This is a genomic window from Microvirga mediterraneensis (assembly GCF_013520865.1).
Classification (GTDB): domain Bacteria; phylum Pseudomonadota; class Alphaproteobacteria; order Rhizobiales; family Beijerinckiaceae; genus Microvirga; species Microvirga mediterraneensis.
The window spans coordinates 2,583,469-2,604,383 of sequence record NZ_JACDXJ010000001.1; the positions used below are offsets into that span (position 1 = coordinate 2,583,469).

32 protein-coding genes are annotated in these 20,915 nt (G+C 60.5%); 26 read left to right on the forward strand and 6 right to left on the reverse strand.

Annotation, left to right across the window (positions count from 1 at the left end; genetic code table 11):
- Positions 1–100: 100 nt before the first annotated feature.
- Genes H0S73_RS12260 through H0S73_RS12275 form a run of 4 tightly spaced genes read right to left on the reverse strand, consistent with a single transcriptional unit; the run spans position 101 to position 1,294 of the window.
- Positions 101–358, reverse strand: coding sequence for a hypothetical protein (locus tag H0S73_RS12260; RefSeq protein WP_181052422.1), 258 nt, complete (start codon positions 356–358; stop codon positions 101–103).
- A 1-nt stretch (position 359) separates the two neighbouring features.
- Positions 360–605: a hypothetical protein gene (locus H0S73_RS12265; RefSeq protein WP_181052423.1), complete on the reverse strand. Its 246-nt coding sequence runs from the start codon at positions 603–605 to the stop codon at positions 360–362.
- Between the two features lies 1 nt (position 606).
- Complete coding sequence (locus H0S73_RS12270; protein ID WP_181052424.1) at positions 607–867, reverse strand: hypothetical protein; 261 nt, start codon at positions 865–867, stop codon at positions 607–609.
- Positions 868–871: 4 nt separating this feature from the next.
- Positions 872–1,294 carry a hypothetical protein gene (locus tag H0S73_RS12275; RefSeq protein WP_181052425.1) on the reverse strand — a complete coding sequence of 141 codons (423 nt, stop codon included), beginning with the start codon at positions 1,292–1,294 and terminating at the stop codon, positions 872–874.
- A 200-nt stretch (positions 1,295–1,494) separates the two neighbouring features.
- Here H0S73_RS12275 and H0S73_RS12280 point away from each other — a divergent pair, with 200 nt between their 5' ends.
- A complete protein-coding gene (locus H0S73_RS12280) occupies positions 1,495–1,728 on the forward strand; it encodes a hypothetical protein (protein ID WP_181052426.1) in 234 nt (77 codons plus the stop codon).
- 14 nt (positions 1,729–1,742) lie between these two features.
- Entirely contained in the window at positions 1,743–2,066 is a 324-nt protein-coding gene (locus tag H0S73_RS12285) for a hypothetical protein (protein ID WP_181052427.1), read from the forward strand.
- A gap of 3 nt (positions 2,067–2,069) precedes the next feature.
- Here the strand turns inward: H0S73_RS12285 and H0S73_RS12290 are convergent, their stop codons facing one another.
- The gene (locus H0S73_RS12290) at positions 2,070–2,729 is read right to left on the reverse strand and encodes a helix-turn-helix domain-containing protein (RefSeq protein WP_246388849.1); all 660 of its coding nucleotides are present in this window, start codon (positions 2,727–2,729) and stop codon (positions 2,070–2,072) included.
- On the opposite strand from H0S73_RS12290, the gene H0S73_RS12295 reads away from it, so the two are divergent.
- The 19 genes from H0S73_RS12295 to H0S73_RS12385 all read left to right on the forward strand — a co-directional run bounded on the left by H0S73_RS12295 (position 2,728) and on the right by H0S73_RS12385 (position 16,796).
- Positions 2,728–2,943: a helix-turn-helix domain-containing protein gene (locus tag H0S73_RS12295; protein ID WP_181052428.1), complete on the forward strand. Its 216-nt coding sequence runs from the start codon at positions 2,728–2,730 to the stop codon at positions 2,941–2,943. The genes H0S73_RS12290 and H0S73_RS12295 overlap by 2 nt on opposite strands.
- A gap of 748 nt (positions 2,944–3,691) precedes the next feature.
- Positions 3,692–3,997: a helix-turn-helix domain-containing protein gene (locus tag H0S73_RS12300; RefSeq protein ID WP_181052429.1), complete on the forward strand. Its 306-nt coding sequence runs from the start codon at positions 3,692–3,694 to the stop codon at positions 3,995–3,997.
- Positions 3,997–4,341 carry a PDDEXK family nuclease gene (locus H0S73_RS12305; protein ID WP_181052430.1) on the forward strand — a complete coding sequence of 115 codons (345 nt, stop codon included), beginning with the start codon at positions 3,997–3,999 and terminating at the stop codon, positions 4,339–4,341. Before H0S73_RS12300 ends, H0S73_RS12305 begins: the two co-directional genes overlap by 1 nt.
- Positions 4,341–4,634 (forward strand): hypothetical protein, encoded by a 294-nt coding sequence (locus H0S73_RS12310; protein WP_181052431.1) that lies wholly within the window; start codon positions 4,341–4,343, stop codon positions 4,632–4,634. The genes H0S73_RS12305 and H0S73_RS12310 overlap by 1 nt, the downstream gene beginning before the upstream one ends.
- Positions 4,631–4,861 carry a hypothetical protein gene (locus tag H0S73_RS12315; RefSeq protein WP_181052432.1) on the forward strand — a complete coding sequence of 77 codons (231 nt, stop codon included), beginning with the start codon at positions 4,631–4,633 and terminating at the stop codon, positions 4,859–4,861. The genes H0S73_RS12310 and H0S73_RS12315 overlap by 4 nt, the downstream gene beginning before the upstream one ends.
- On the forward strand, positions 4,858–6,276 hold the full coding sequence (locus tag H0S73_RS12320) for a replicative DNA helicase (protein WP_181052433.1): 1,419 nt from the start codon (positions 4,858–4,860) through the stop codon (positions 6,274–6,276). Before H0S73_RS12315 ends, H0S73_RS12320 begins: the two co-directional genes overlap by 4 nt.
- Positions 6,277–6,278: 2 nt before the next feature.
- A complete protein-coding gene (locus H0S73_RS12325; RefSeq protein WP_181052434.1) occupies positions 6,279–6,779 on the forward strand; it encodes a DUF1376 domain-containing protein in 501 nt (166 codons plus the stop codon).
- Complete coding sequence (locus tag H0S73_RS12330) at positions 6,776–7,684, forward strand: DUF1376 domain-containing protein (protein ID WP_181052435.1); 909 nt, start codon at positions 6,776–6,778, stop codon at positions 7,682–7,684. The genes H0S73_RS12325 and H0S73_RS12330 overlap by 4 nt, the downstream gene beginning before the upstream one ends.
- Positions 7,681–8,010, forward strand: coding sequence for a hypothetical protein (locus H0S73_RS12335; RefSeq protein WP_181052436.1), 330 nt, complete (start codon positions 7,681–7,683; stop codon positions 8,008–8,010). The genes H0S73_RS12330 and H0S73_RS12335 overlap by 4 nt, the downstream gene beginning before the upstream one ends.
- Entirely contained in the window at positions 8,007–8,588 is a 582-nt protein-coding gene (locus H0S73_RS12340; RefSeq protein WP_181052437.1) for an MT-A70 family methyltransferase, read from the forward strand. Before H0S73_RS12335 ends, H0S73_RS12340 begins: the two co-directional genes overlap by 4 nt.
- The gene (nusG, locus tag H0S73_RS12345; protein ID WP_181052438.1) at positions 8,585–9,217 is read left to right on the forward strand and encodes a transcription termination/antitermination protein NusG; all 633 of its coding nucleotides are present in this window, start codon (positions 8,585–8,587) and stop codon (positions 9,215–9,217) included. Before H0S73_RS12340 ends, nusG begins: the two co-directional genes overlap by 4 nt.
- Before the next feature lie 135 nt (positions 9,218–9,352).
- A complete protein-coding gene (locus tag H0S73_RS12350; RefSeq protein ID WP_181052439.1) occupies positions 9,353–10,060 on the forward strand; it encodes a GIY-YIG nuclease family protein in 708 nt (235 codons plus the stop codon).
- Between the two features lie 236 nt (positions 10,061–10,296).
- Positions 10,297–10,497 (forward strand): hypothetical protein, encoded by a 201-nt coding sequence (locus H0S73_RS12355; protein WP_181052440.1) that lies wholly within the window; start codon positions 10,297–10,299, stop codon positions 10,495–10,497.
- A gap of 29 nt (positions 10,498–10,526) precedes the next feature.
- Entirely contained in the window at positions 10,527–10,697 is a 171-nt protein-coding gene (locus H0S73_RS12360; RefSeq protein ID WP_181052441.1) for a hypothetical protein, read from the forward strand.
- Positions 10,681–11,163 (forward strand): terminase small subunit, encoded by a 483-nt coding sequence (locus H0S73_RS12365; protein WP_181052442.1) that lies wholly within the window; start codon positions 10,681–10,683, stop codon positions 11,161–11,163. Before H0S73_RS12360 ends, H0S73_RS12365 begins: the two co-directional genes overlap by 17 nt.
- A 37-nt stretch (positions 11,164–11,200) precedes the next feature.
- On the forward strand, positions 11,201–12,574 hold the full coding sequence (locus H0S73_RS12370; RefSeq protein WP_181052443.1) for a phage terminase large subunit: 1,374 nt from the start codon (positions 11,201–11,203) through the stop codon (positions 12,572–12,574).
- 262 nt (positions 12,575–12,836) lie between these two features.
- On the forward strand, positions 12,837–14,717 hold the full coding sequence (locus tag H0S73_RS12375; RefSeq protein ID WP_181052444.1) for a portal protein: 1,881 nt from the start codon (positions 12,837–12,839) through the stop codon (positions 14,715–14,717).
- Between the two features lie 108 nt (positions 14,718–14,825).
- Positions 14,826–15,653 (forward strand): hypothetical protein, encoded by an 828-nt coding sequence (locus tag H0S73_RS12380; RefSeq protein WP_181052445.1) that lies wholly within the window; start codon positions 14,826–14,828, stop codon positions 15,651–15,653.
- A gap of 3 nt (positions 15,654–15,656) precedes the next feature.
- A complete protein-coding gene (locus H0S73_RS12385) occupies positions 15,657–16,796 on the forward strand; it encodes a phage capsid family protein (protein WP_181052446.1) in 1,140 nt (379 codons plus the stop codon).
- Here H0S73_RS12385 and H0S73_RS12390 read toward each other — a convergent pair.
- Positions 16,793–17,326: an HNH endonuclease gene (locus H0S73_RS12390; protein ID WP_181052447.1), complete on the reverse strand. Its 534-nt coding sequence runs from the start codon at positions 17,324–17,326 to the stop codon at positions 16,793–16,795. The two genes, H0S73_RS12385 and H0S73_RS12390, sit on opposite strands and share 4 nt — an antisense overlap.
- A 75-nt stretch (positions 17,327–17,401) precedes the next feature.
- On the opposite strand from H0S73_RS12390, the gene H0S73_RS12395 reads away from it, so the two are divergent.
- The 5 genes from H0S73_RS12395 (at position 17,402) to H0S73_RS12415 (ending at position 20,889) form a co-directional block, all read left to right on the forward strand.
- The gene (locus H0S73_RS12395) at positions 17,402–17,806 is read left to right on the forward strand and encodes a hypothetical protein (protein WP_181052448.1); all 405 of its coding nucleotides are present in this window, start codon (positions 17,402–17,404) and stop codon (positions 17,804–17,806) included.
- A 5-nt stretch (positions 17,807–17,811) separates the two neighbouring features.
- Positions 17,812–18,159 carry a hypothetical protein gene (locus tag H0S73_RS12400; protein WP_181052449.1) on the forward strand — a complete coding sequence of 116 codons (348 nt, stop codon included), beginning with the start codon at positions 17,812–17,814 and terminating at the stop codon, positions 18,157–18,159.
- Positions 18,160–18,207: 48 nt separating this feature from the next.
- Positions 18,208–18,549 (forward strand): hypothetical protein, encoded by a 342-nt coding sequence (locus H0S73_RS12405; RefSeq protein ID WP_181052450.1) that lies wholly within the window; start codon positions 18,208–18,210, stop codon positions 18,547–18,549.
- Positions 18,550–18,616: 67 nt separating this feature from the next.
- On the forward strand, positions 18,617–19,930 hold the full coding sequence (locus H0S73_RS12410) for a hypothetical protein (protein ID WP_181052451.1): 1,314 nt from the start codon (positions 18,617–18,619) through the stop codon (positions 19,928–19,930).
- Positions 19,930–20,889, forward strand: coding sequence for a hypothetical protein (locus tag H0S73_RS12415; RefSeq protein WP_181052452.1), 960 nt, complete (start codon positions 19,930–19,932; stop codon positions 20,887–20,889). The genes H0S73_RS12410 and H0S73_RS12415 overlap by 1 nt, the downstream gene beginning before the upstream one ends.
- Positions 20,890–20,915 lie beyond the last annotated feature (26 nt).

The following is a 20,915-nucleotide window of genomic DNA, read 5'->3' on the forward strand; positions in this document are numbered from 1 at the left end:
CGGGTGAGCTGCCGCCGAGCGTTCTCGTCCTTCGCGTTCTTGGCCCAATCCTCAATGAGAGGGATCAGGACTTCGCGCTCTTCCTTGGAGAAGTGGGGCATTAGGCAGCCCCTCCGAAGTCAGGAGAGATCCGGTCTTCATCAGTCCCACCGCAAGGGCAGGGGGCAGAGTCGAGAAGTCCCGTCTCGGCGTCCTTGAAGATGAAGAGGCCGCGTCCAATGCAGGTCGGGCAGACGATGTTCGCCTTGTGCTGGAGGAGGCTGTTCAGGAAAGCCACATCCGCATGGACCTGCTCGCTTGTTTCGGAGCAGACGAGACGCAGGGCGGGCTTCTGAGGGAATGGAATGACGGTGCCCATTTCAGCGGCCCTCCATGTCTTCGATCATCATCTCGACCAGCGAGAGAGCGGCCGTGATGCGGGATGAGAGGGCGCATGCCGTCTCGTAGGGTTCGTCGGATGAGTGGTCCCGAAGAGCCTTGGCGCGGATGCCATCGGCGATAGCGTCGGCAGCTGCGAGCTTCGCCTTCAGATCGGCGAGGCGCTGGAAGGAGTGGCTAGACTGGCTAGCGGCACGGTCCATGTAGAGTTGCTTGACGGCGCCCATGTCAGTTCATCCTCTTGCGAACAAGTTCAGGCAGATCGCGGAACTGAGGACCTAGTGTGCGAGCGAGGATGTGGAGCGCGTCATCGACATCGCCGCGCGAGAGCCTCCAAGCGGCGTCGTCTAGAATGGCGCTGCGTTGGTCGCCGCTATCGGCTGATTTAACGACGGTGTAGCCGCGAGCCTCAAGCTCATCGACCAATTCGTCGTCTTCGAAATCCCCCAGATCGACCTCAACAGAAGTCTCAATTGTGCGGATTGCCATGGTCCTACTCCGCAGCCTGGAGGAACGGAGCGACATCAACCGGCTCACTCTGGATTGAGGCGCCGATAGCGATGTCGTATTTCTCGCGGACGTAGGCTTCGCCGTACAACTCAGTGGCGCGGCGGATGAGGCGGCCCTGGGCTTCCTTGGAGGCGAGGTCGTCAGAGACGGTCATCCCGCCAAGCGCCCGGGTCTGGACATTGCCCCAGTACTGTTGCTCTTCGCCGTGGACCCTAGCCTCGATGACGCTCTTGGCGTCCCGGTACCAGTCCTCTTCCGTCCAATGCTCGCTGAGATGGGCGTACCGAAGCTTATCGACGGTGATGCGATCTTCGACGGCCTTGGCGATCAGATCTTCGCGCCGTGATCCATCCTCGTTGATGTAGAGCAGGCGATCATTGAGAGGGGCTAGAACTCTGGGCTGCATGTCGGCTCATCCCGTTGCTGATGGGATGAACATACCAAATCGGTATTTATCGTCAATACCAAAATGGAATTATTTTCGATCTCGTGACGCTGCGGCACTTTTCCTAGATATCCACAGGCGCGGTGCAGCCGTGGCGGATTGACTCATATGTTCCGCATTTGTTCTCATAAGGAGGTAATCAGTCAGGGAGGTGATTGATCTTGCGTCTGACGTACTACGTGGTCCTGCCCTTCGTGGAAGCGCCGCGAGGGCTTCTCGCTGAAGAGGGGATCGAGGCTAGAGGCAGCGATGAGGCGGTCCGGATAGGTCGGAGGCTCGCAGAGACGAAAGCAGGGGTGATTGTCTTCTCACGGTCCGGCAACCCGGACCTTGGGGAGTACGAGGACGCGAAGATCTTAGCCAAGTTCGGCCAGGTGCCGAGCGTCGTTGAATAGGAGAGGAATAAGCTATGAACGAGAGCACAGACCCGTACGCATTGACGGAGATCAAGCTTCAGCCGGAACAGATCGCCATGTTCTGGATCAATGGCGCCTATCGAGATGCCGGCAAGAAAATGACTTTCCTTGAGGATGCTGTCTATGCCCTGCGGATCCGAGATGCTGTGAGGGAAGGCAAGCGTACCCCAGAGGATATTGCAATGAGGGCTTTAGAACTTGAAGGCTGGCGGCCGGAATGGGTCACATACGGCGAGATTTCAATCATCAAGATTGAGGCAGCGGATAGTGATGCAGGCCATGGCCTCGGGCATACGGCCTCGCGTGCACGCACGTAAGGCTTAGGACCGAGGCATCATTGCCTTGACTACAGCCGCCCAAGTTACCTCAGCATCATAGATCGGAGGGTCCTGGGACAAGAGGTTGTAGTGTTTGGGGAGCTGGCCCTTCTCAAGTTTCTTGATAAGCACCCGGCCGTCATAGAGCCCCACAACGCAGAGCTTCCCGATCATGTCCGCGGTCGGGGCCTCTCTTACCTCATCATAATATGCGACCCAGCCGTCGAGCATAATACCGAGTGACTCGCCCCGGATCTCCACGCCGACTGTTTTTTCGGATGCATTCTCAGGGGCTTCGACCTCGCCGAGGTTGCCGTCACCTTCGCCGAAATAATGCGCCAGCGAGCCGGCGCCCACGTACCCGACCAAGGGGACCATACGCGGCGGGAAGAGAAGTTCCTCCGCGGAAACGTGTAGGTGAGGGGCAAGGCGCTCCGCCCATTCTTTCGTCAGCTTCCTCTCACCATCCTCAAGTCGTTTGATCTGAGGTTGGGATGTGCCGGCGAGTTCGGCCAGCTGCGCTTGTGAGAGATTGTTTTTCGTTCTGAGCGATCTGAGCCACGTCATACCATTTTGGTAACTGACAGGCTTAAATCCGTCCAAAACCAAAATGGTATTTTTGGGCTTGCAGTCGTTATGCCAAATTGGTATATAGATCTGCATGAAGCTCTCTCAGTACCTCTCCGAAACCCACCAGACTCACGCTCAGTTTGCGTTGAAGATCGGTGCCACCCAAGCAGCCGTGTCGCGCTACGCGAGCGGAAAGCGCAAGCCCAACCTCGCGAAGCTGCTCCGAATTGAGAGGGCGACAGGCGGTAAGGTTCGCGCTCGGGATTTCGTTGACGAGATGCCTGAGGCGACCGGAGAGGCCGCCTAATGCCCTCCATTCCCACTTTCTCCTCAGGCGTCGGCACCTCCTTGGCTGCGCCCTCTGCGACCGTAGGGCAGCTAAACACGCCCGATATGCGCTCCTCTGGTTCTGACACGTCACCAGAGATCAGCGTCAACGCCGTGCTGACGAGCAATACCAAGTGGCCCTGCCAAGGGTCGGCTTCGAACGGCGAATACCGGGAACACGGTCGCACCTCATTCCCCCTCACGACGCTTCTTCGCGGTCTCTCTGACCTTCGGAAGAGCCTCCTTCAGCTTCCGCAGGATGTGAGCCTTTACCTCTCGGTCGCTCACTTCCCGGTCCTTCTTTCCCCCATCTGCCATGTCCGCCCCCGCGTTGAGGGAATTTGTGCCACGCGGATTGGGCCAAAGGTGTCCAATGTTCACTGAATTCGACGTTAGAGACGATATCCACCCCATGGTGGTGCATGTTCTGAAGGTCGAGCGCACAAAGCGCCCCTCACTTCGGGACGCCCAGGAATACGTGGCTTCGCGGCTCGGGAAGTCTGCCCGATGGCTTCGGCGTCTGGTTGGTCGCGCCCCGAACGCAACGGTCGAAGCTCACGACATGCTCAACCTTGTGCAGATGTACGTTGAGCGGAAAGGGGAGAGCGGCCCTCTCAAGCGTCTGTGGCGTCGGGTCATGAAGCGCGATCCAGGCGCCCCGCGCATCCGCATGAAGATCGCTGCACGATTTTTCACATCCGCAAAATCTTCCGTAGCAGGGTGAACCCATGCCAGGACAACCTCTCTCCCCTGAGAAGATTGCTGCCATCAAAGCTCTCCGGGCTAAGGGGCACAGCATCAGCGAGGTCTCTGCTCTCACGAAGGTCCGGGGCAGGGGCACGATCCACCGCCACACGCAGGGCATCCAGCTGCCGTTCGGCCCGCTAAAGCGCGGCGGCAAGAAAAAGATCGCCTTCAACGTCTGCAAGGCCCTCTTCGATCAGGGCCTCACCTACCGCGAGATCGGCAAGCGCCTCGGCTGCGCTCATTCCGCCGTCTACCGCACCCTCAAGACGGGCAGGAGCGCCGCCTGATGAAGTCTGCGATGCTCGCCCTTGGCCGCCTCAAGACCGGCCAGATGAACAAGACAGAGGCTGCCTACGAGGCTCACCTTCGGCTCCGGCAGATCGCAGGCGAGGTAGTTTGGTACAAGTTCGAGCCGTTCAAGCTGCGGCTCGCCGACAACACCTTCTACAGCCCTGACTTTGGCGTGATGCTCTCCGATGGCGTGATCGAATGCCATGAGGTCAAAGGCTTCTGGCAAGACGACGCTCGCGTGAAGATCAAAGTCGCCGCCGAGCAGCATCCTTTCCGGTTCATTGCGGTCAAAGCTCTTCCGAAGAAGTCGGGCGGTGGCTGGGAAGTGGAGACGTTCTGATGAACCGATTTCCTTACCCTTTTGATGCACTCGCCGGGTTTGAAGCCATGGAGGCGGATGCCATGCTCCTCGAACGTCTTGCCGAGGAAATGGATCAGTCGCGCTCTGCTTTGCAACAATTAGGACACCAAAACCGTGATGTGCTTCGCGGTATGGAAAACAGAGCGAAACGTTTGCGTCGGATCGCAGCCTGTCTCGGTTACATGGCCGGGCGCCTGGATCGTCTTCACCTCCTGAGTGAGCCCGTCCGCCGTGAGAGCACCTATGGCGGCTACAATCGGAGCGCAGCATGAATGATCGCGTCATAGATCTGGAAGCCGAGCGCGAACGCCGCATCGAGGAAACCTGGAGCGCTTATTGCGCTGCTCGCATGCAGGCTGAAGCCAGTATGGCGGTCGAGGATGGTATCGCGGCCGGTAAGGCTTGGCGCCGATGGCTCGATCTCTTCATGACCCTTGATCAGCGCGAGGCGCTTGACCGGGCAGGGGAGGTAAAGCCCCTCCAGAGGCAGGCCATATGAACATGCGTCCTGAACCTGCGGAATTCATTGAGCAGCCTCATGCCCTCTCGGCTGAGCAGGGGCTCCTCGGGGCCATCCTCCACAATTCCGACGTCATCGACCGGGTTCGCGGCATTGTTGACCCGGAAGACTTCCACGAGCAGGTGAACGCGGCGATCTTCCGGACGATGTGCGAGCGTCGGGACGCCGGCGAGAACATCGACGGCCGCCTCGTGCGGATTGCAATCGGTGATCAGGATCTCGGCGGGATCACGGTCGGCGAGTATCTCGCCCGCTTGTACGCTCATGCCACCACCGTCTCCAACGCTCCCGACTACGCACGGGCGATCCGCCATGCTGCCATGATGCGCAAGCTTCTGGCGGCAGCCCGGGACGCGGTCGCGGCTATGTCTTCCGGCGCCGTGCAGGATCCGTCCCGGTATGCCGCTCAGATGATCGAGGAACTCGACGTTGTCGCGACATCGGGCACACATGAGAGCCTGAAGCGGGTCAGCCTGGGTTCGGCCTCTCAGCAGGCTATTGATGCCGCCCTTGCCGCCCGGGAGGGCCGGATTGATCGTGGCGCCCCCTATGGCATCCCCAGCCTGGATCGGATGACCCTCGGCATGCGCCCGGGGCAGATGATTGTTCTCGCCGGGCGCCCGGGTATGGGCAAGACGACCGTTGGGGTTGCGCTGGCACTCAATGCGGCAAAGGCCGGCCATGGCGTCTATTTCGTTTCCCTTGAAATGGTGGCGCAGGAGCTCGGCGAACGGGCGCTCGCAGCCATGTCCTTCTCCCCGCGGGACAAGCAGCCTCTCAGCTACCGGGATATCGCCAAGGGCAAGGATCTGACCGATGCCGACGTGTGGGCCATGCAGGATGCTCAGAAGCGTCTCGCTAAGCTCCCGCTGACGATTGAACAGCAGTCGGGCCTCACGATCTCTCAGATTGCCGCTCGGGCGCGGCAGGAACGCGCCTCCATGGAGCGCAAGGGGCAGCGCCTGTCGGTCATCGTCATCGATCACCTCGGGCTCGTGAAGCCAACGGGCCGCTATTCCGGCAACCGGGTACAGGAGCTGACCGAGATCACGGGTGCGATCAAGGTTCTGGCCAAGGAGTTGAACGTCGCCGTCCTCGTGCTGTCGCAGCTCTCCCGTGAGGCCGAAAAGCGCGACGACAAGCGCCCAGTCCTGTCCGACCTGCGTGACTCCGGATCGACCGAGCAGGACGCGGACATGGTGATGGGTCTCTTCCGGGAAGCCTATTATCTCGAGCACAAGTCCAGCCAGACGCCCGAAGACGCCATGAAGCTGGAAGCCTGCAAGGACATCATCGAGGTCGAAGTCCTCAAGCAGCGCCAGGGCCCCACGGGACGTGTGAACCTCTTCTGCGCCATCCACTGCAATGCCGTCAGCGAACTGTCCGAGTACTGATCATGAGCCAGTATCCTTCCCTCCCGCTATTCACAGACGCCTACATTGCCGACACGGCCCACCTGACCAATGAAGAGCATGGAGCCTACCTCCGGCTTCTCATGTTCGCCTGGCGCTCGCCTGATTGCGCGCTGCCTGACGATGATGTGAAGCTGGCCCGAATGCTCGGTCTTACGGCCAAGAAATGGGCCAGTCTGAAGGTCGCTGTAATGGCCTTCTGGCGCCTTGAGGATGGCCGCTGGACAACGGAACGGTGGCACATGGATGTGGGGGTTCACCCATGCCGTTGGGACCGCGGCAATTGGCAGGCGATCAGGGAGGTTATCCTGCAACGGGATGGCCCAGTCTGCCGATACTGCGGCGACATTGAGGGCCCTTTCGATATCGATCACATCCACCCCCGCGCTCGAGGCGGGAAGAACGAGCCCAGCAATCTCACGGTGGCCTGCTGTTCGTGCAATCGGTCAAAAGGAAGCCGTCTTATTTCGGAGTGGCGTCAATGAGCACGAGCAAGATGCCTTGGTTCAAGTGCAGGCCTGATCCCTTCCTCTCCGCACTCGCTGAAATGGATGCTGATTGCCAGCATCTCTACACAGTCGTGATCCTGAAGATTTATGCGCGTGGGGGGCCCATCCGCGCCGATGTCAAGGCTCTGGCCACGTTCTGCCGGCGCTCCGTCCGGACGGTGCAGGCTGCCCTCGATCGCTTAGTTGAGATGGGGCGGCTGACCCTTTCCGATGGGCAGATTTCTAACCCTGCCGCCGAACGCGAACTGGCCGACCGAGACAGCGTGTCTAATTCCCGTTCCCAGAATGGTAAATTGGGTGGAGAAATGAGCGGCATCTCTCGCAAGGAAAAAGCTCAGCATAATCAACAGCGACCCGAAGCAAATGCTTCAGATTCTGGAAGCAAAACGAAGCAAGAACGAAGCGATAAAGATAAAGAAGAAGAGAAGAAGGAAGAGAGCGCGCGGACGGGCGCTCAAATGCCTCAGAACATGCAGGCCCGCATGCTGGCTGAGCTGCCTCCTGGGGTGGACTGGCCAATCCGGATTTCGGTGAAACTGCAACCCATCTTCGAATGCCTGGAAGCCGGGGCCGATTTCGAGAAGCACGTCCTGCCGGTTATCCACGAAGAGGCCAAGAACGCTCACGCGGCAGGCCGGAAGCTGTCGTCCTGGGAGAACGTGGTCCCGCAGATCATGGCTGCCGTCGAGCGTGAGAAGCGCCCGTCTCCGACGAAGGCGGATACCGGCTTCACCGACGAGATGTGGGACAGGGCGCTGGAAGGCTGGAAACGGACGAAATACTGGCCCTACGGCAAGTGGAGCCTCGCCCCTGACATGCCCGGCTGCAAGGTGCCTGCGCACATCCTGGCGGCCCATGGCTGCGGGAGGGTGGCAGCATGAGCGACAGCAACCGCCGCCCGAACAAGCTCAATAGCCTCCAGATCAGGGCTTTGAACGAACGCCTGCTCGCTCGCCGCCAGACGAAAGAAACCTTACAGGCCATCGCGGCCGACTTCGGCGTCACCTATCAGACGGTGAACTATCACGCCAAGAAGCTGCCGGGTCCCATCCGGTACAAGCGCATCCGGCCTCAGGTCGATGATGCTGAGGTTCTTCGCTTGTATGGGATCCACATGAACAAAGGCACGGTTGCCGGCGAACTCGGCGTTCCGCTCAAAGCCATCTCTAAGGCTCTCGCCCGCATGGAATGGAAGGCAGCAGCATGATCAACCTCCCGCTGTTCGCCTATGATTTGGTGATGTGCGACCCGCCATGGCGCTGGGAAACCTACTCCGCCAAGGGGCAGGAGAAATCACCTGAGGCTCAGTACGGCACGATGTCCTTTGACGAGATCGAAGCCCTGCGGGTCGGTGATCTGCTCGCCCCGGGTGGCGTCCTCTTCCTGTGGTGCACCTGGCCTCTAATCGAGCGGCAGGCTGCAGTCATGCGCAGATGGGGCATCGAGCCCAAAACTGGAGGCGCATGGGCCAAGCGCACGCCGGCCGGCAAACTCCGCTGGGGCACCGGGTACATCCTGCGCAGCGTGTGTGAGCCCTTCCTCGTCGGCACTCTGCCTGATGCCGGTGTGAGGGGCGCTTCGCTGACGAACCTCATCGAGACTGTCGAGCACGCCCTTATCGACGGAATCGCCCGCGAACACTCGAGGAAGCCGGAAGAGGCTTACTCGCTGCTTGAGGCCCTGTCTCCGAATGCCCGCAGAGCAGACATCTTCGCCCGCCAATCCCGACCGGGCTGGGATGCCTGGGGCAACGAGTCCACGAAATTTGACGGAGTAGCAGCATGACGAACCTCCCCCGCTTCGGCCTGTCTGACTTCCCTGGTCAGGTTCACTATGCGAGAGCACGGATCCGCCCCCGTGCCCTTCGCACGCCCGTCGTCTCTCCGACATGGTATGTCGTCCTGACCAATCCTAAGTGCGAGGAGAGGGCGATGGCAGGGCTCAATGCTCTCGGCTATGCCACGTTCCTGCCGACAGAGACGGTATGGGCTCGCGTCCCCAAGCATCGGCAGAAGGAAGGCCAGTCCAAGAAGGTAAAGGTCACGCGCCCTCTCTTCCCGGGCTACCTGTTCTTCGGGCTCGACAAGGGAGTCCATCCCTTTGAGCCGGTTCGTCTCACCGATGGCGTCTATTCGGTCCTCATGAACAACGGCGAGTATGTCGCCATGCCTGCCGGCGCTATCGACCGGATGAGAGAGGCCGAGGAACTCGGAGAACACGACAAGACGATCAGGCTGGCTGAGAAGCTGGCCGAGCTGATCGGAAAGCAGGTGGCGGTTCCTGAAGGCTTCCTCGCTGGCTTCGTCGCCACGATCAAGAAGGCGACAGAGAAGGGAGCCGAGGGCGAAGTCATCCACAACGGGAAGAGGGTCAGGGTCAGGATAGGACTTGAATCCTTGCAGGGGCTAGAGTAGTTATGTCGTATAGGGTAACGGTTACGTCATTATCTGTCGGACCTTCTGGTGGGGTGTGGCCCCCGCCGAAGAGAGTTGTAGATACTCTCTCGATTGCAGGTTTATGCCCGTTAAATATGCTGTAGTATTGACAGCATGAGTGATTTCCCGATTGGCTTTTATGTATATCAGCTCGTTGATCCGCGCAGCGGGCTGCCTTTCTACGTAGGCAAAGGGCAGGGGCGACGGGCCTGGGACCATCAGCGAGCCGTCAAGACTGGGAAGTCGGGCGGGAATACTCGCAAGGTCGCCAAGATCCAAGAAATTCTGAAGTCTGGGCAGGATGTCGAGGTCCGCATCGTCGCGGTCTATGATACCGAGGTGGAAGCCCTCGATCATGAGTTCCGTTTAGTAGATGCCGACCCGACGCTGACAAACGTGATGCCGGGCGGCTGCGGACGAGTCGAGAGCCCGGAATGGGCGCGGCGCAGATCCGAAATGCAGCGCCGGAAGCTGTTGGGGCAGCGTGGTCAGATGCTCCAAGCCGCAACGGAACGGGATCTGGAAAGATCCCATCGTATGATCACGCGAGTCTCTGCGCCCAGCAAGCAGAGCGATGAAGTAGAGAATTGGTACTCATCGCTGCCCGAGAAAGACAAAATTGCTCTCGCTCGCGCTAACCCAACAACCAAGCGCCAGCACAAAGCTAGGGTGAGGGCTGAGCGGTTGGTGCGGGATTTGGCCGCTTTAGCGCCGCAAGGCACCGCAAAGGCCGCCGTCCCAGGCGTTAAGCTGTCGAGAGAGCCCAAGCACAGGAAAAGGGCTAGGCTGAAGCGCCTGGCTGCGATGTCAGGCCCGGCCTAGTTCCCGCCAATTCTAATCTGCCCCGAGCTTCGCGCTGCGGGGCTTTTTCATGCCCGCTCCATGCCCCAGCCCCGAACCTACATCCGAGACGATGGCTCAACCATGGTCGAGATCCTCCCCCATGTCTTCGTTGAGCAGGATTGGGCCGAGAGGCAAGGGCTTCTCCGCTAGCCATGCCTGAATGCCTTCACTTCGGCTACCCGCCTCACATCCCTTCCAAACGGAAAGCACTCCCCATGTTTCATCGCAATCTGCCTGAGAATTTCTGTGGGGGCTTCGTCTCATGGAGGCTCATTGTCCTCCACCACGTCGCCAAGGCCCTCGGGCTGCTTGTGAAGGTCGAGGGCTTCCCCTACGGCACGACCCGCAATCTCGACGGGAAGCGCAAGGCTGATCTCATCGACGGGCGAGGAACCTTCGCCGGTCGAGGCCAGTAGCTGAGCCCATAGGAAGACACGAGAAGACAATGGCCGATACACCAATCGTCGTCAGATGGGTTGAGCCTATCGCGCTCACCGCCGATGAGATCGAAGCGTTGGCGAACGGCATTTCGGGCCGCTCCGTCTGGATCAGCGTAGAGGACCTGAAAGGGATGTTCCCAAGCCCGGAGCCTGAGGACAATGCCCGCTCTCGCTAACAACAGACACGAGATCTTCGCCCAGGAACTCGCCAAGGGTAAATCCCAGGTCGAAGCCTATGAGACAGCGGGCTTCAAGAACGGTCAGAAGAACGCTCACCGCTTAGGGACCGATGAAGGAATTCTAAGGAGAGTGGCTGAGATCCAGTCCGAACGGGCTGAGATGGACCGTAAGGCCACAGAGAAGGCGACTGAGGCCCTTGCGATCGACAAGCAGTGGGTGATGGCGCGATTGGTCGAGAACGTCGACAGGGCCATGCAGGCAGAGGCCGTGCTGGACAACGAAGGCAAACCGACCGGCGAATACAAATACCAAGGCTCGGTAGCGAACAAGGCCCTTGAGCTCCTCGGGAAGGAGCTTGGGATGTTCATCGAGCGCACTGAGAACGTCCACGTGGTTCATGACATTACAGACGAGCCTCTCAGCCCCGACCAATGGGCCGACCAGCACACGACTCCCCACTAAGTTCGTATGGCGGCCGCAGCCCGGTCCTCAGAAGGCTTTGGTCGATTGCCCGCTGCCCGAGATCTTCTTCGGCGGGGCTCGTGGAGGAGGGAAGACTGACGGTGTTCTTGGCAAGTGGGCTCTGAAGGAGAAGAGATACGGGGCGGCCTTCAACGCCGTCATGTTCCGAAAGACCACGGTTTCGTCAGAGGACGCTATCGAACGCTCCCGAGAGATCTTCGGCCCCTTGGGTGGCAAGTTCAACGAGGCCAAGTTACGCTGGCGGATGCCAAATGGAGGGCGCGTCTCCTTCGCCTATCTGGATAGCGTCAAGGACGCCCAAGAGTACCAGGGCCGCAACCTGACCGACGCCTGGGTCGAAGAGGCGGGCCAGTACGATAGCCCAGATGCCATCGACCGGCTTTTCGGTGTCTTGCGTTCGGCTCAAGGCGTCCCGGTTCAGCTGATCCTCACTGCCAACCCGGGCGGCCCAGGTCAGCACTGGATCCGAGAGAGATACAAGCTCAACCCGTTCCCGAGAGGCCCGAAGCTCGTCACCCGGCTTCTCTCGAACGGCAACGTGCACAAGATGGCGGTCATTCCGTCCCGCATCACCGACAACAAGGTCATGCTGGCGAGTGACCCGCAGTACATCGACCGCCTTCATCTCGTCGGCTCAGCGCAACTCGTGAAGGCCTGGCTGGATGGTGACTGGACGGCAATCGAAGGCGCGTTCTTCGGAGAGTGGAGCGAACAGCGGCATGTCATCGAGCCATTCCGGATACCTGACGATTGGCTTCGTTTCCGGTCTATGGACTGGGGCTCTGCTAGTCCTTTCTCTGTCGGCTGGTGGGCTGTCGTTGGGGACGATCATCGCATTCCTGGCCTTCAAGGGACTCTTCCTCGGGGCGCTTTGGTGCGTTACCGCGAATGGTATGGAGCCTCGGGCCCGAACAAAGGACTAAAGCTCACGGCCGAAGAGGTAGGAGCCGGCATCAAGTCCCGAGAGGGCGGAGAGAAGATCACCTACGGCGTTCTCGACCCGGCAGCCTTCGCAGAGGACGGCGGCCCATCGATTGCCTCGCGCCTGATGACGAAGAGCGTCGTCTTTCGACCTGCCGATAACAAGCGTGTCGCCTCGCGTGGCGCCATGGGCGGCTGGGACATCATGCGCCAGCGGCTCAAGGGCCAAGACGGCGTTCCGATGATCTACTGCTTCTCGACCTGTGAGGCGTCGATCCGAACCATTCCGGTCCTGCAGCATGATCAGAGCCGGCCGGAAGATCTCGACACGAACACCGAGGACCACGCCGCGGACGAATGGCGCTACGCCTGCATGTCCCGCCCGTGGGTTCCCGTCACCGCACAACCCAAGAAGCCCGATAGCGGCTATCGCTCTACAGGTTCCAAGGTATCCCGTTCATGGCGCTAACGAAATCAGGCAGACTGTTTTGCCGCCAGATCATCTGCGTGGACGGCCTTGGCGGGGCAATCATTCTGTTCTCCCGCTATGTTGTGCGATCCCCGATAAATCTCAGCCTCAAAAGCTGGAACTATGCCGTTCGTGCTGCAGGCCTGCGTAGAGCACTCCTTGGCCGAGGATGGGTACAATAATGGCGCTAGTTCTAGGTGAGACCAAGCCTTCCGTGCTTTGGCCAGGCATCATTGCGCCTGACGACGCCAAGGCTGGAGTTATGCCGTCGACCGACCGACGCGAAGGGTGGGTTCCCCCGTCCGAGCCGAATGGTGTCGTCGCCGTCAAGACCGATCCGGAGCGCATCGAGAAGCTCCGCAAGTTCCTTCGTGACTATGTGGACCTGAAGGCAGAGGAGATCGAAGAGAGGCGCGAAGCCCTTCGCTACTATCACTGCAAACAGTGGACGGCCGAGGAGATCGCCAAGCACGACGCCCGCAACCAGCCGACGATGACATGGAACCGCATCGTCAAGGTCGTGAACGGCACAATCGGCCTCATGGAGCGGCTTCGGCAGGACCCGAAGGCCTTCCCCCGTCATCCCGACCACGAGCCGGGCGCGGACGTGGCCTCTCAGGCACTCCGTTACGCACTCGACGCCTCGGATTGGGAAGGCCAGCACGCCGATTTCGTCCAGGATCTGTGTCTTGCAGGGATTGGAGGCTTCGAGCTCGCCCTTGAGCAGACCGACGACGAGTCCGAAGACCCGACCAGCAAGCGCATCCGGCCGGAAACCTTCTTCTACGACCCGCGCTCGGTCGAATACGATTTCAGCGATGCTCGCTTTCTCGGTATCGCCAAGTGGATGGACAAGGATGAGGCAATCGCCTTCATGCCTTGGGCCAAGGAGCAGATCGAACGCAGCCTTGAGGACCTGTCCTCCAACTCGATCTATGCCGAAGCCCTGGATCCGGACAAGGAAAACCTTTGGTGGGACCGCGATCTGAAGAAGATCCGCATCGTAGAGGTCTACTACCGCGAGGGCGCGACCTGGCTGCACTCCATCCACACGGGGACTGAGGAACTCGGAACCGAGGAAAGCCGGTTTGTCGACGCCAAGGGCAAGAGCGCTCCCGGCTTCCTGATGCAGTCCTTCAACATCGACGAGAAGGGCAACCGCTACGGCGTCGTTCGCAATCTGAAGAGCCCTCAGGATCAGATCAACTTCGCTCAGTCCCGAGCTACCCATGCCGCCAATACCAAGCAGCTGCTCGTCGAAGAAGGCGCGGTCGATGATGTTGAGGCCCTTCGGCAGGAGATCCACAAGCCGGACGGCGTGATTGCCCTTCCGGGTGGCCAGTCAGGCAAGATCTCCATCAACTCGAATGCCGAGATCGTCACCTCGGCTGTCTCCATGCTGCAATTCGCCATCGAGGAGATGGAGCGTCTTGGCCCGAACATGGCTCTGATCGGGCAGGGGATGGACAACAAGTCGGGCCGTGCCATCGCCTTGCTTCAGCAGGCGGCAATCGCCGAGATGGGGCCGTTCATCGTCCGTGTCCGCTCTCTGAAGAAGCGCATCTACAACCAGACATGGGAAGCCATTCGCCGGTACTGGAAGACGCCTCGATACATCCGCCTGACGGATGACAAGGAGCTTGCGGGCTTCCTCCCGATCAACATGCCCCGCACCGACGCGTTCGGAAACGTCATCGGGACAGAGAACCCCATCGGCAAGCTTCTGATGGATTTCGTCATCGACGAGGGCCCGGATACCGTCACCCTCCGCGAGGATGCGCAGCTTGCTATTGGCCAGGCGCTGTCTCAGGCAGGCAATGGACTTCGTCCGCAGGTCGTGGAAGCCCTGACCCGGGCTATGCTCGAGAACATGCAGCTGCCGTCCAAGGCTCGGAAGTACGTCATGGAGGCTTTCGAGGCTCCCGACCAGCCGCCGCAGCCCGATCCGGTAGCCCAAGAGCTTCAGATCCGTGGCGCCGCTGCCGAAATCCGCAAGAAGGAAGCCGACGCTGCTGACAAGGAAGCTTCTGCCGCTCTGAAGACGGAGCAGGCGCGCGGCACCCTCCGGCAGAACGCGATGAACCAGGTGGCGGACGAGATCGCCGCCATCGGCCACGCCTCCATGGTGCCGGCCGTCATCTGATGCCCCTCGAAATTCAGTTCGCCTTGCCCTGTGAGCGTCATCACGGGCTCTCGGCGTTCGCCCGGCCGCACACGGGCGCTCGTAACCCTACCGACGCACAGGTGGACAATGCCCGATCTAGCCGAAGAACAAGAGATTTTCGCCGCAACCGAACTGACTGAGGCACCTCAGACCGCCGCACCGTCCATCGAGACGCCTGCCGCGCCATCTGAGCCCAATCCCGCCCCTGTGGCCGGTGAGGGACAGCCTCAGCAGCCCCAGAGCCCTCAGGAGCCGCAGGAACGGCATGTTCCGTATGCTGCCCTGAAGGAAGAGCGAGAGGCCCGCAAGGCGCTTCAGGCTCGTGTGGACGAGTTGACCAATCTTATGCTCCAAGGGCAGCGACAGCAGCCCGCCAAGCAGGAAGAGCAGCAGCCCGAACCCGAACTGTGGGACGACCCGAACGCCTTCATCCGTCACCAGCTCAGCCCCTTCGAAGCCCGCATTCAGAAGATCGTCGAGACGACCTCTCGCCGTGACGCGATCCGGGAACATGGGGAAGAGACGGTCAATGCCGCCTATTCGGCATTGGATGAGGCAATCCGGCGCGGCGAACTGAACGGCGACGCCGTGAAGGCCAGTCTTCTCCAGTCCGACGATCCCTATGGGGATATCCTCGGCTGGTATCAGAAGAACAAGGTTCTCTCCGAAGTCGGCACAGATCCGAAGGCATTTGAAGAGCGGCTTCGCGCCAAGATCCTCGCAGAACTCCAGGGACAAGCCCCCGCCGGCCAGCAGCCCGCAGGCGCTCCCGCCCAGCAACCCAGCAATAGCAACCAGCAGCCCCTTCCATCGCTGAACCGCTCCTATGGCAATGCCGGGAACGCTCAGGGCGGTGCGATCACGGAAGAGGACATCTTCAATGCAGCCCCGGCCTTTGGACGCAGAAAGGCTTAACCCATGGTCGCAATGACCCCTCCGGACAATCTTGTCGTTCAGAAGTGGCGCAAATCAGTATGGCGCGACTATCAGCGCGACAACCTGTTCTCCGAATTCATGGGGAACGGGAACACCGCCGTCATCCATCGCATCAACGAACTGAAGGACGAGGGCGAGGAAATCACCATCCCGCTCTTCATGGTCCCTCAGGCCGGTGGCGTGACGGGTGATCAGACCCTCGTCGGCAACGAGCACGACCTCAAGCACTATGGCTGGAAGGTCCGCATCGACTGGTGGCGTGACGCTGTGCTTCTCAACAAGAAGCAGATGCGCCGTTCCGTCGTCGATCAGATGGAAGAGGTTCGCCCCGCTCTGACCCAGATCGCGGCTAACCGCCTCCGGGACGACATCATTCGCGCCTTCCACAACGTGGGGCAGGGTGATCTCGGCACGACGCCGGATGTGGCGAACGTGAACGGCGTCTACTATCCGAAAGCGACGGTGGGCCAGAAGAACACCTGGCACGACGCCAACAAGGACCGGGTCGTCTATGGCGCCCTTCGGTCGAACTTCGTTGCTGGCGACCATGCCGCCTCTCTGGCGAACGTGGATGCCGTCAACGACAAGTTCAACGCGAAGGCGCTGAAGATGATGAAGCGGATGGCCAAGAAGGCCTCTCCGCACATCTCGCCGATCCAGATCGAGGGCGGCCGTGAGTATTTCGGCATCTTCGTCGGCTCCAACCTCTTCCGGGACTTCTCCAACGATCCGGATGTGATCGCGGCCAACAAGGACGCCCGCGCTCGTGGCGTGGACTCCAACCCGATCTTCCAGGACGGCGATCTGATCCTGAACGGCGTCTGGGTCCGCGAAATCCCCGAGATGGACGACCTTGCCACGATCACTGGTGCGGGCGCTGCCGGCATCAACGTCGCGCCGGCGTGGCTCGTGGGCCGTCAGGCGCTCGGCTATGCCGTTGGTCAGCTCCCCAAGCCGACCGAGCGCAAAGAGGACGATTACGGCTTCGTCATCGGCCGCGGCATCGAGACCTGCTACGGCATCGGCAAGACGCAGTTCCGCAACCGCGAGCTCGGCGAGACCTCTCCGCTCAAGGATTGGGGCTGCGTAACGGGATTTTTTGCTTCGGTTGACGACGCCTAATCATCCGTGACGTGCCGCCAATTCTCACGACGAGCAATCTTGCCAGCCATGACCTGAGAGATGCCGAACATGGCTCCAATCTCGTGTTGGAGCATGCCTTCGGCGGACAATCGACGGATTTGGCGAACCTGATCCTCAGTGAGTTTGGCGGCACCGTTTCTTGTGCCCGGGTTAGGGTTATTCGGGGCCGGATGATTAAGCACCCTGAATTTGTGCTCTGAGTTCTTGGATGGAGTGCAAATTTCGAGGTTCTCAAGCCGGTTATCAGTCTTGATGCCATTCAAATGGTTGATCTGCATCCCCTTGGGGATCGGGCCATTGAAGGCTTCCCAGACCATCCGATGCACACTTCGATCCGATGCGACACCATCGACGCTAAAATGGGCGATCAGATAGCCCCGCTTTTCTCGTAGAGCGCAAGGTTTCATGATCGGCTTTGGCTTCGTGCCATAAGTAGAGATGCGAAAGACTTTTCCGTCTCTGCTGACTGCGTAAACATTCTCGCAGCCTAAGACACCCTTCAATCCCATTGTAAAACCCGCAAATCAACCATCCCCCATTCTATGGTGGAGGCATGATTTGGTCTACAGGAAAGGTCCACTATCATGGCTTTCTTTGAAATCGACGCGAACAAGCCGTTCCCGTCTCCCCCGATCCCTCAGGCGATCTCGGCAGGCGTCGTCTATGAGGCCACGGCAAAGTACGTGCTTCAGGCGGGGGCCGCGGCCGGCAACGTCATCCCCATGGGTCCGGTCCCGGCTCGTGCTCGCGTCGTCGACGTGATCGTGGCGGCGACGGGCCAGGCCACAACCTTGTCGGTGGGCGATGGCGACGACGACGACCGCTATGTGACCTCCGGTGCCGTGGCGGCCGGCGCGATCGTGCGGCTCAACAGCGGCGTGAGCCGTGACTACAACTACCCGACCGGCGATACCATCGACATAAAGCTCGGTGGCACTCCCGTGGCCGGGGGCGTGGTCCTCCTGACCGTCCAGTACGTGCAGGAGTAACCCCCATGGCGAAGATCACCTATCAGGGCGAGGCCGAGTCCATTCAGTGGTTCGGCGTCACCTTCCCAAAGGGCAAGGCTGTCGAGACCGACAACGAAGCCCTGATCGCCAAGGCTCAGCGCAATCCCTTCTTCAAGACGGCTGCTCTGGTCGACAAGAAGACCAAGGCTGAGATCGAAGCTGAAAATAGGGCCCGTGAGGAGGCCGAAGAGCAGCGTCAGCGCGAGGAAGAAGAAGAGGCGCGCCGCACCCTCGAACTCAATGGCGGCTTCGGTGGCGGCGATGACGGCTCCGAGCCTGAAGGCGGCGAAGAGGCGGAAACCTCCTCTCGCACCCGTTCTCGCCGTTCCTGACAACAGAGGGCGGGGTTCACCTCCGCCTTCCACCCCTGAGGGCATCTCATGCCGTACACCAGCCACGATCTCGCCAAGCGAGCGCTCGGATATCTGCAGCTCCGCCAGGCAGGGCAGGAGCCGGCGCCTGAGGATATCGCAGGCATCCAGGAATATATCGAGCCCTTAGTCGAACAGCTGGGGATCGGAGGCGTGGCCTATGTCGGCGACACGAACCAGATCGACGGCTCGTTCTTCCTGCCGCTGGCGAAGCGCCTCGCCCTTGAGGCCGCGCCTGAATTTGGGCAGCCGGCCGCCGATATCGGCACGACCCAGGATCTTGAAGCCGTGCTCCGCGCCCTGACCGCTTCGAAATCAGTCGGCAACCCCGTCAAGATTGCGTATTTCTGACATGCCAGCCGTCTCTTTCCCCAAATCCTCGACGCCTGGCCTTCGCCCCGGTGAAGGTGAGGGGCGTTTGATCAATGGCTATGCCGAGCAGGCAGGCGATACGATCTATATCCGCCGCACTCCTGGGCTGCTGGGGCTTGCTGATACAGGCAAGACGGGGCCGCGAGGCCTAATCGACGTGAACGGCGTTCTCTATGCCGCGTACACCGATAGCGTGGTGAAGGTCACTGGGACAACGGTTGCGGCGCTCACCGGGACGCTCACCGGTACCGATGGCGTGACGCTTGCCCGCAACAACCGGGTGACGAGTGGCGCGGCGACCCCTGATGTCGTGGCCGTGCGCTCCACCGGAGGCGCCTATCTCCTGTCCTCAACCGCAATTTCCGCCTATCCGGATGCCGACCTTCCCGCGACGGTCAACAGCGTCGACTTCCTGGATGGCTTCTTCGTCTTCACGGTGGCCGATGGCCGGATCTTCGCCTCGGAATTGAACAGCACTGCCACGGAAGCCCTGTCCTTTGCCTCAGCAGAAGCCAAGCCCGATGGGCTGGTCAGAGGCTTCGTTCATGCCGGCACCTACTATGCTTGCGGAACGGAAACCATTGAGCCGTGGAAGAACGTCGGCGCCCAGCCGTTCCCGCTGGTTCGCCATACCTCCGTTATCCCGGTCGGATTGCTGACCGCCATGGCCGTAGCGGGCTTCGAAACCGGATGGGACCGCGAACCCTTCTTCGTGGCCCATGACGGCACGGTTCGGGCCCTGAGGGGCTTCGATGCCACGAAGGTTTCAACCCCGGACGTGGAAGCCTTCATTGCCGAATCGACCGTCTCGACCCTTGAGGCCTGCGTCTACACCGCGAAGGGTAATGCCTTTTGGACGCTTTCGTCCGATCAGGGCACCTGGGAACTGAACGTCACGACGGGCCAATGGCACGAGCGCGCCAGCACGGGCCTCAACCGGTGGCGCGGCTCCCGGTCAGTCAAGAGCGGCGGCCGGTGGATTGTCGGGGACAAGCTTTCGGGCAATCTCCTCGTCGTGTCCGATACCCTGCGCACCGAATTGGGCCAGCCAGTTACGTGGACCATCGTGAGCGCTCCGTTGAAGGACTTCCCGGCTCGGGTGGCCATTCCTGGCCTGTTCGGTGACTTCACACAGGCGGATGGAGCCCTCGTGAATGTGTCGTGGTCGCATGACGGCGGCAAGACGTGGGCCACATCTGTTCCTCGGACGCTCGACACGGCAGACCGCTATCCCGTCCGGGTCAATCGGATCGGGCTTTCGACACAGCATGGCCTCAGGGCCCGCTATTCCTCGTCCTCTGAGGCTGATTTCTCCTTCCTGGGCGCTTCGGTGCCGGATCCGCAGGTAAGAGCCGCCTGATGGCTTCGCAGGACATCGCAAAGCTACTCGATACGCAGCCTCCAGCGCTTCCCGCCAATGTCGCGCGGGTGAAGGCCGACGGCCTGCCGACGCAGCATCTTATCGATTGGGAGTTGTTTCAGACTTATTGGGCCAGGACGAATATCATTGCGACGGACCAGCGCATCGATACGGTCAAGGCGACAGCGGACAATGCCTCAGCCGCAGTCACGACGGAAGCACAGGCCCGTATCGATGGTGACACGGCCCTTGCAGGCCAGATCACGACTGTTTCGGCCCGAGCCAACCAAGCCACGGCGAACGGGCAGATCTTCTTTGCTGCGATGGCTGCCCCGGCCGGTGCGGTAGCGGCCTATGGCATCTTCCTGACGGCTGGCAGCGCCTATACGGGCATGCAGCTGATCGCCAAGAGCGACGGTACGGCGGCCATCGTCTTCGACGCCAACTATTTCGCCCTCAACAAGAGCGGCACGGCGCAGAACGTCTTCACCTACGACGGCTCAGTCTTTCGCTTCAATGTTCCCGTCGAAATTGGAACCACGGATATCCTGGCAGGCGCCGTCAACGCTCCAGAAGCGGCAACGGCTGGCACTTTGCTCCAAGTGGGCGATACAGGTGGCGGCTGGCGGACTATCATTTCCGTCTCGAACAGCGGTGCGCGAGGATATGTTGCCCTCATTCAGGGGGACTTTGAGTACAGGGTCACTCCCGGGTGGAGCGGCACATTCGACGGTGAGTTCCGCATCCTGCGCAGCGACGGGCAGGTTCTGTATGGGCCGAGCGCATTGTTCAACTATGTGAACTTCGCAACCGTCTCTATCTCCCGGCTCGATAAGACATTCGACGCTACGTACACCTACTCCGTCCAGGTGAAATTGAACCTGACGCCCACAAGCGGCGGTGCGGCGAGCGCAGATTTCAGGCGCCGCGGCATCATGATCGACCTGCGCAAGCGCTAACCCATCCACATCACCTCAGGAGACTA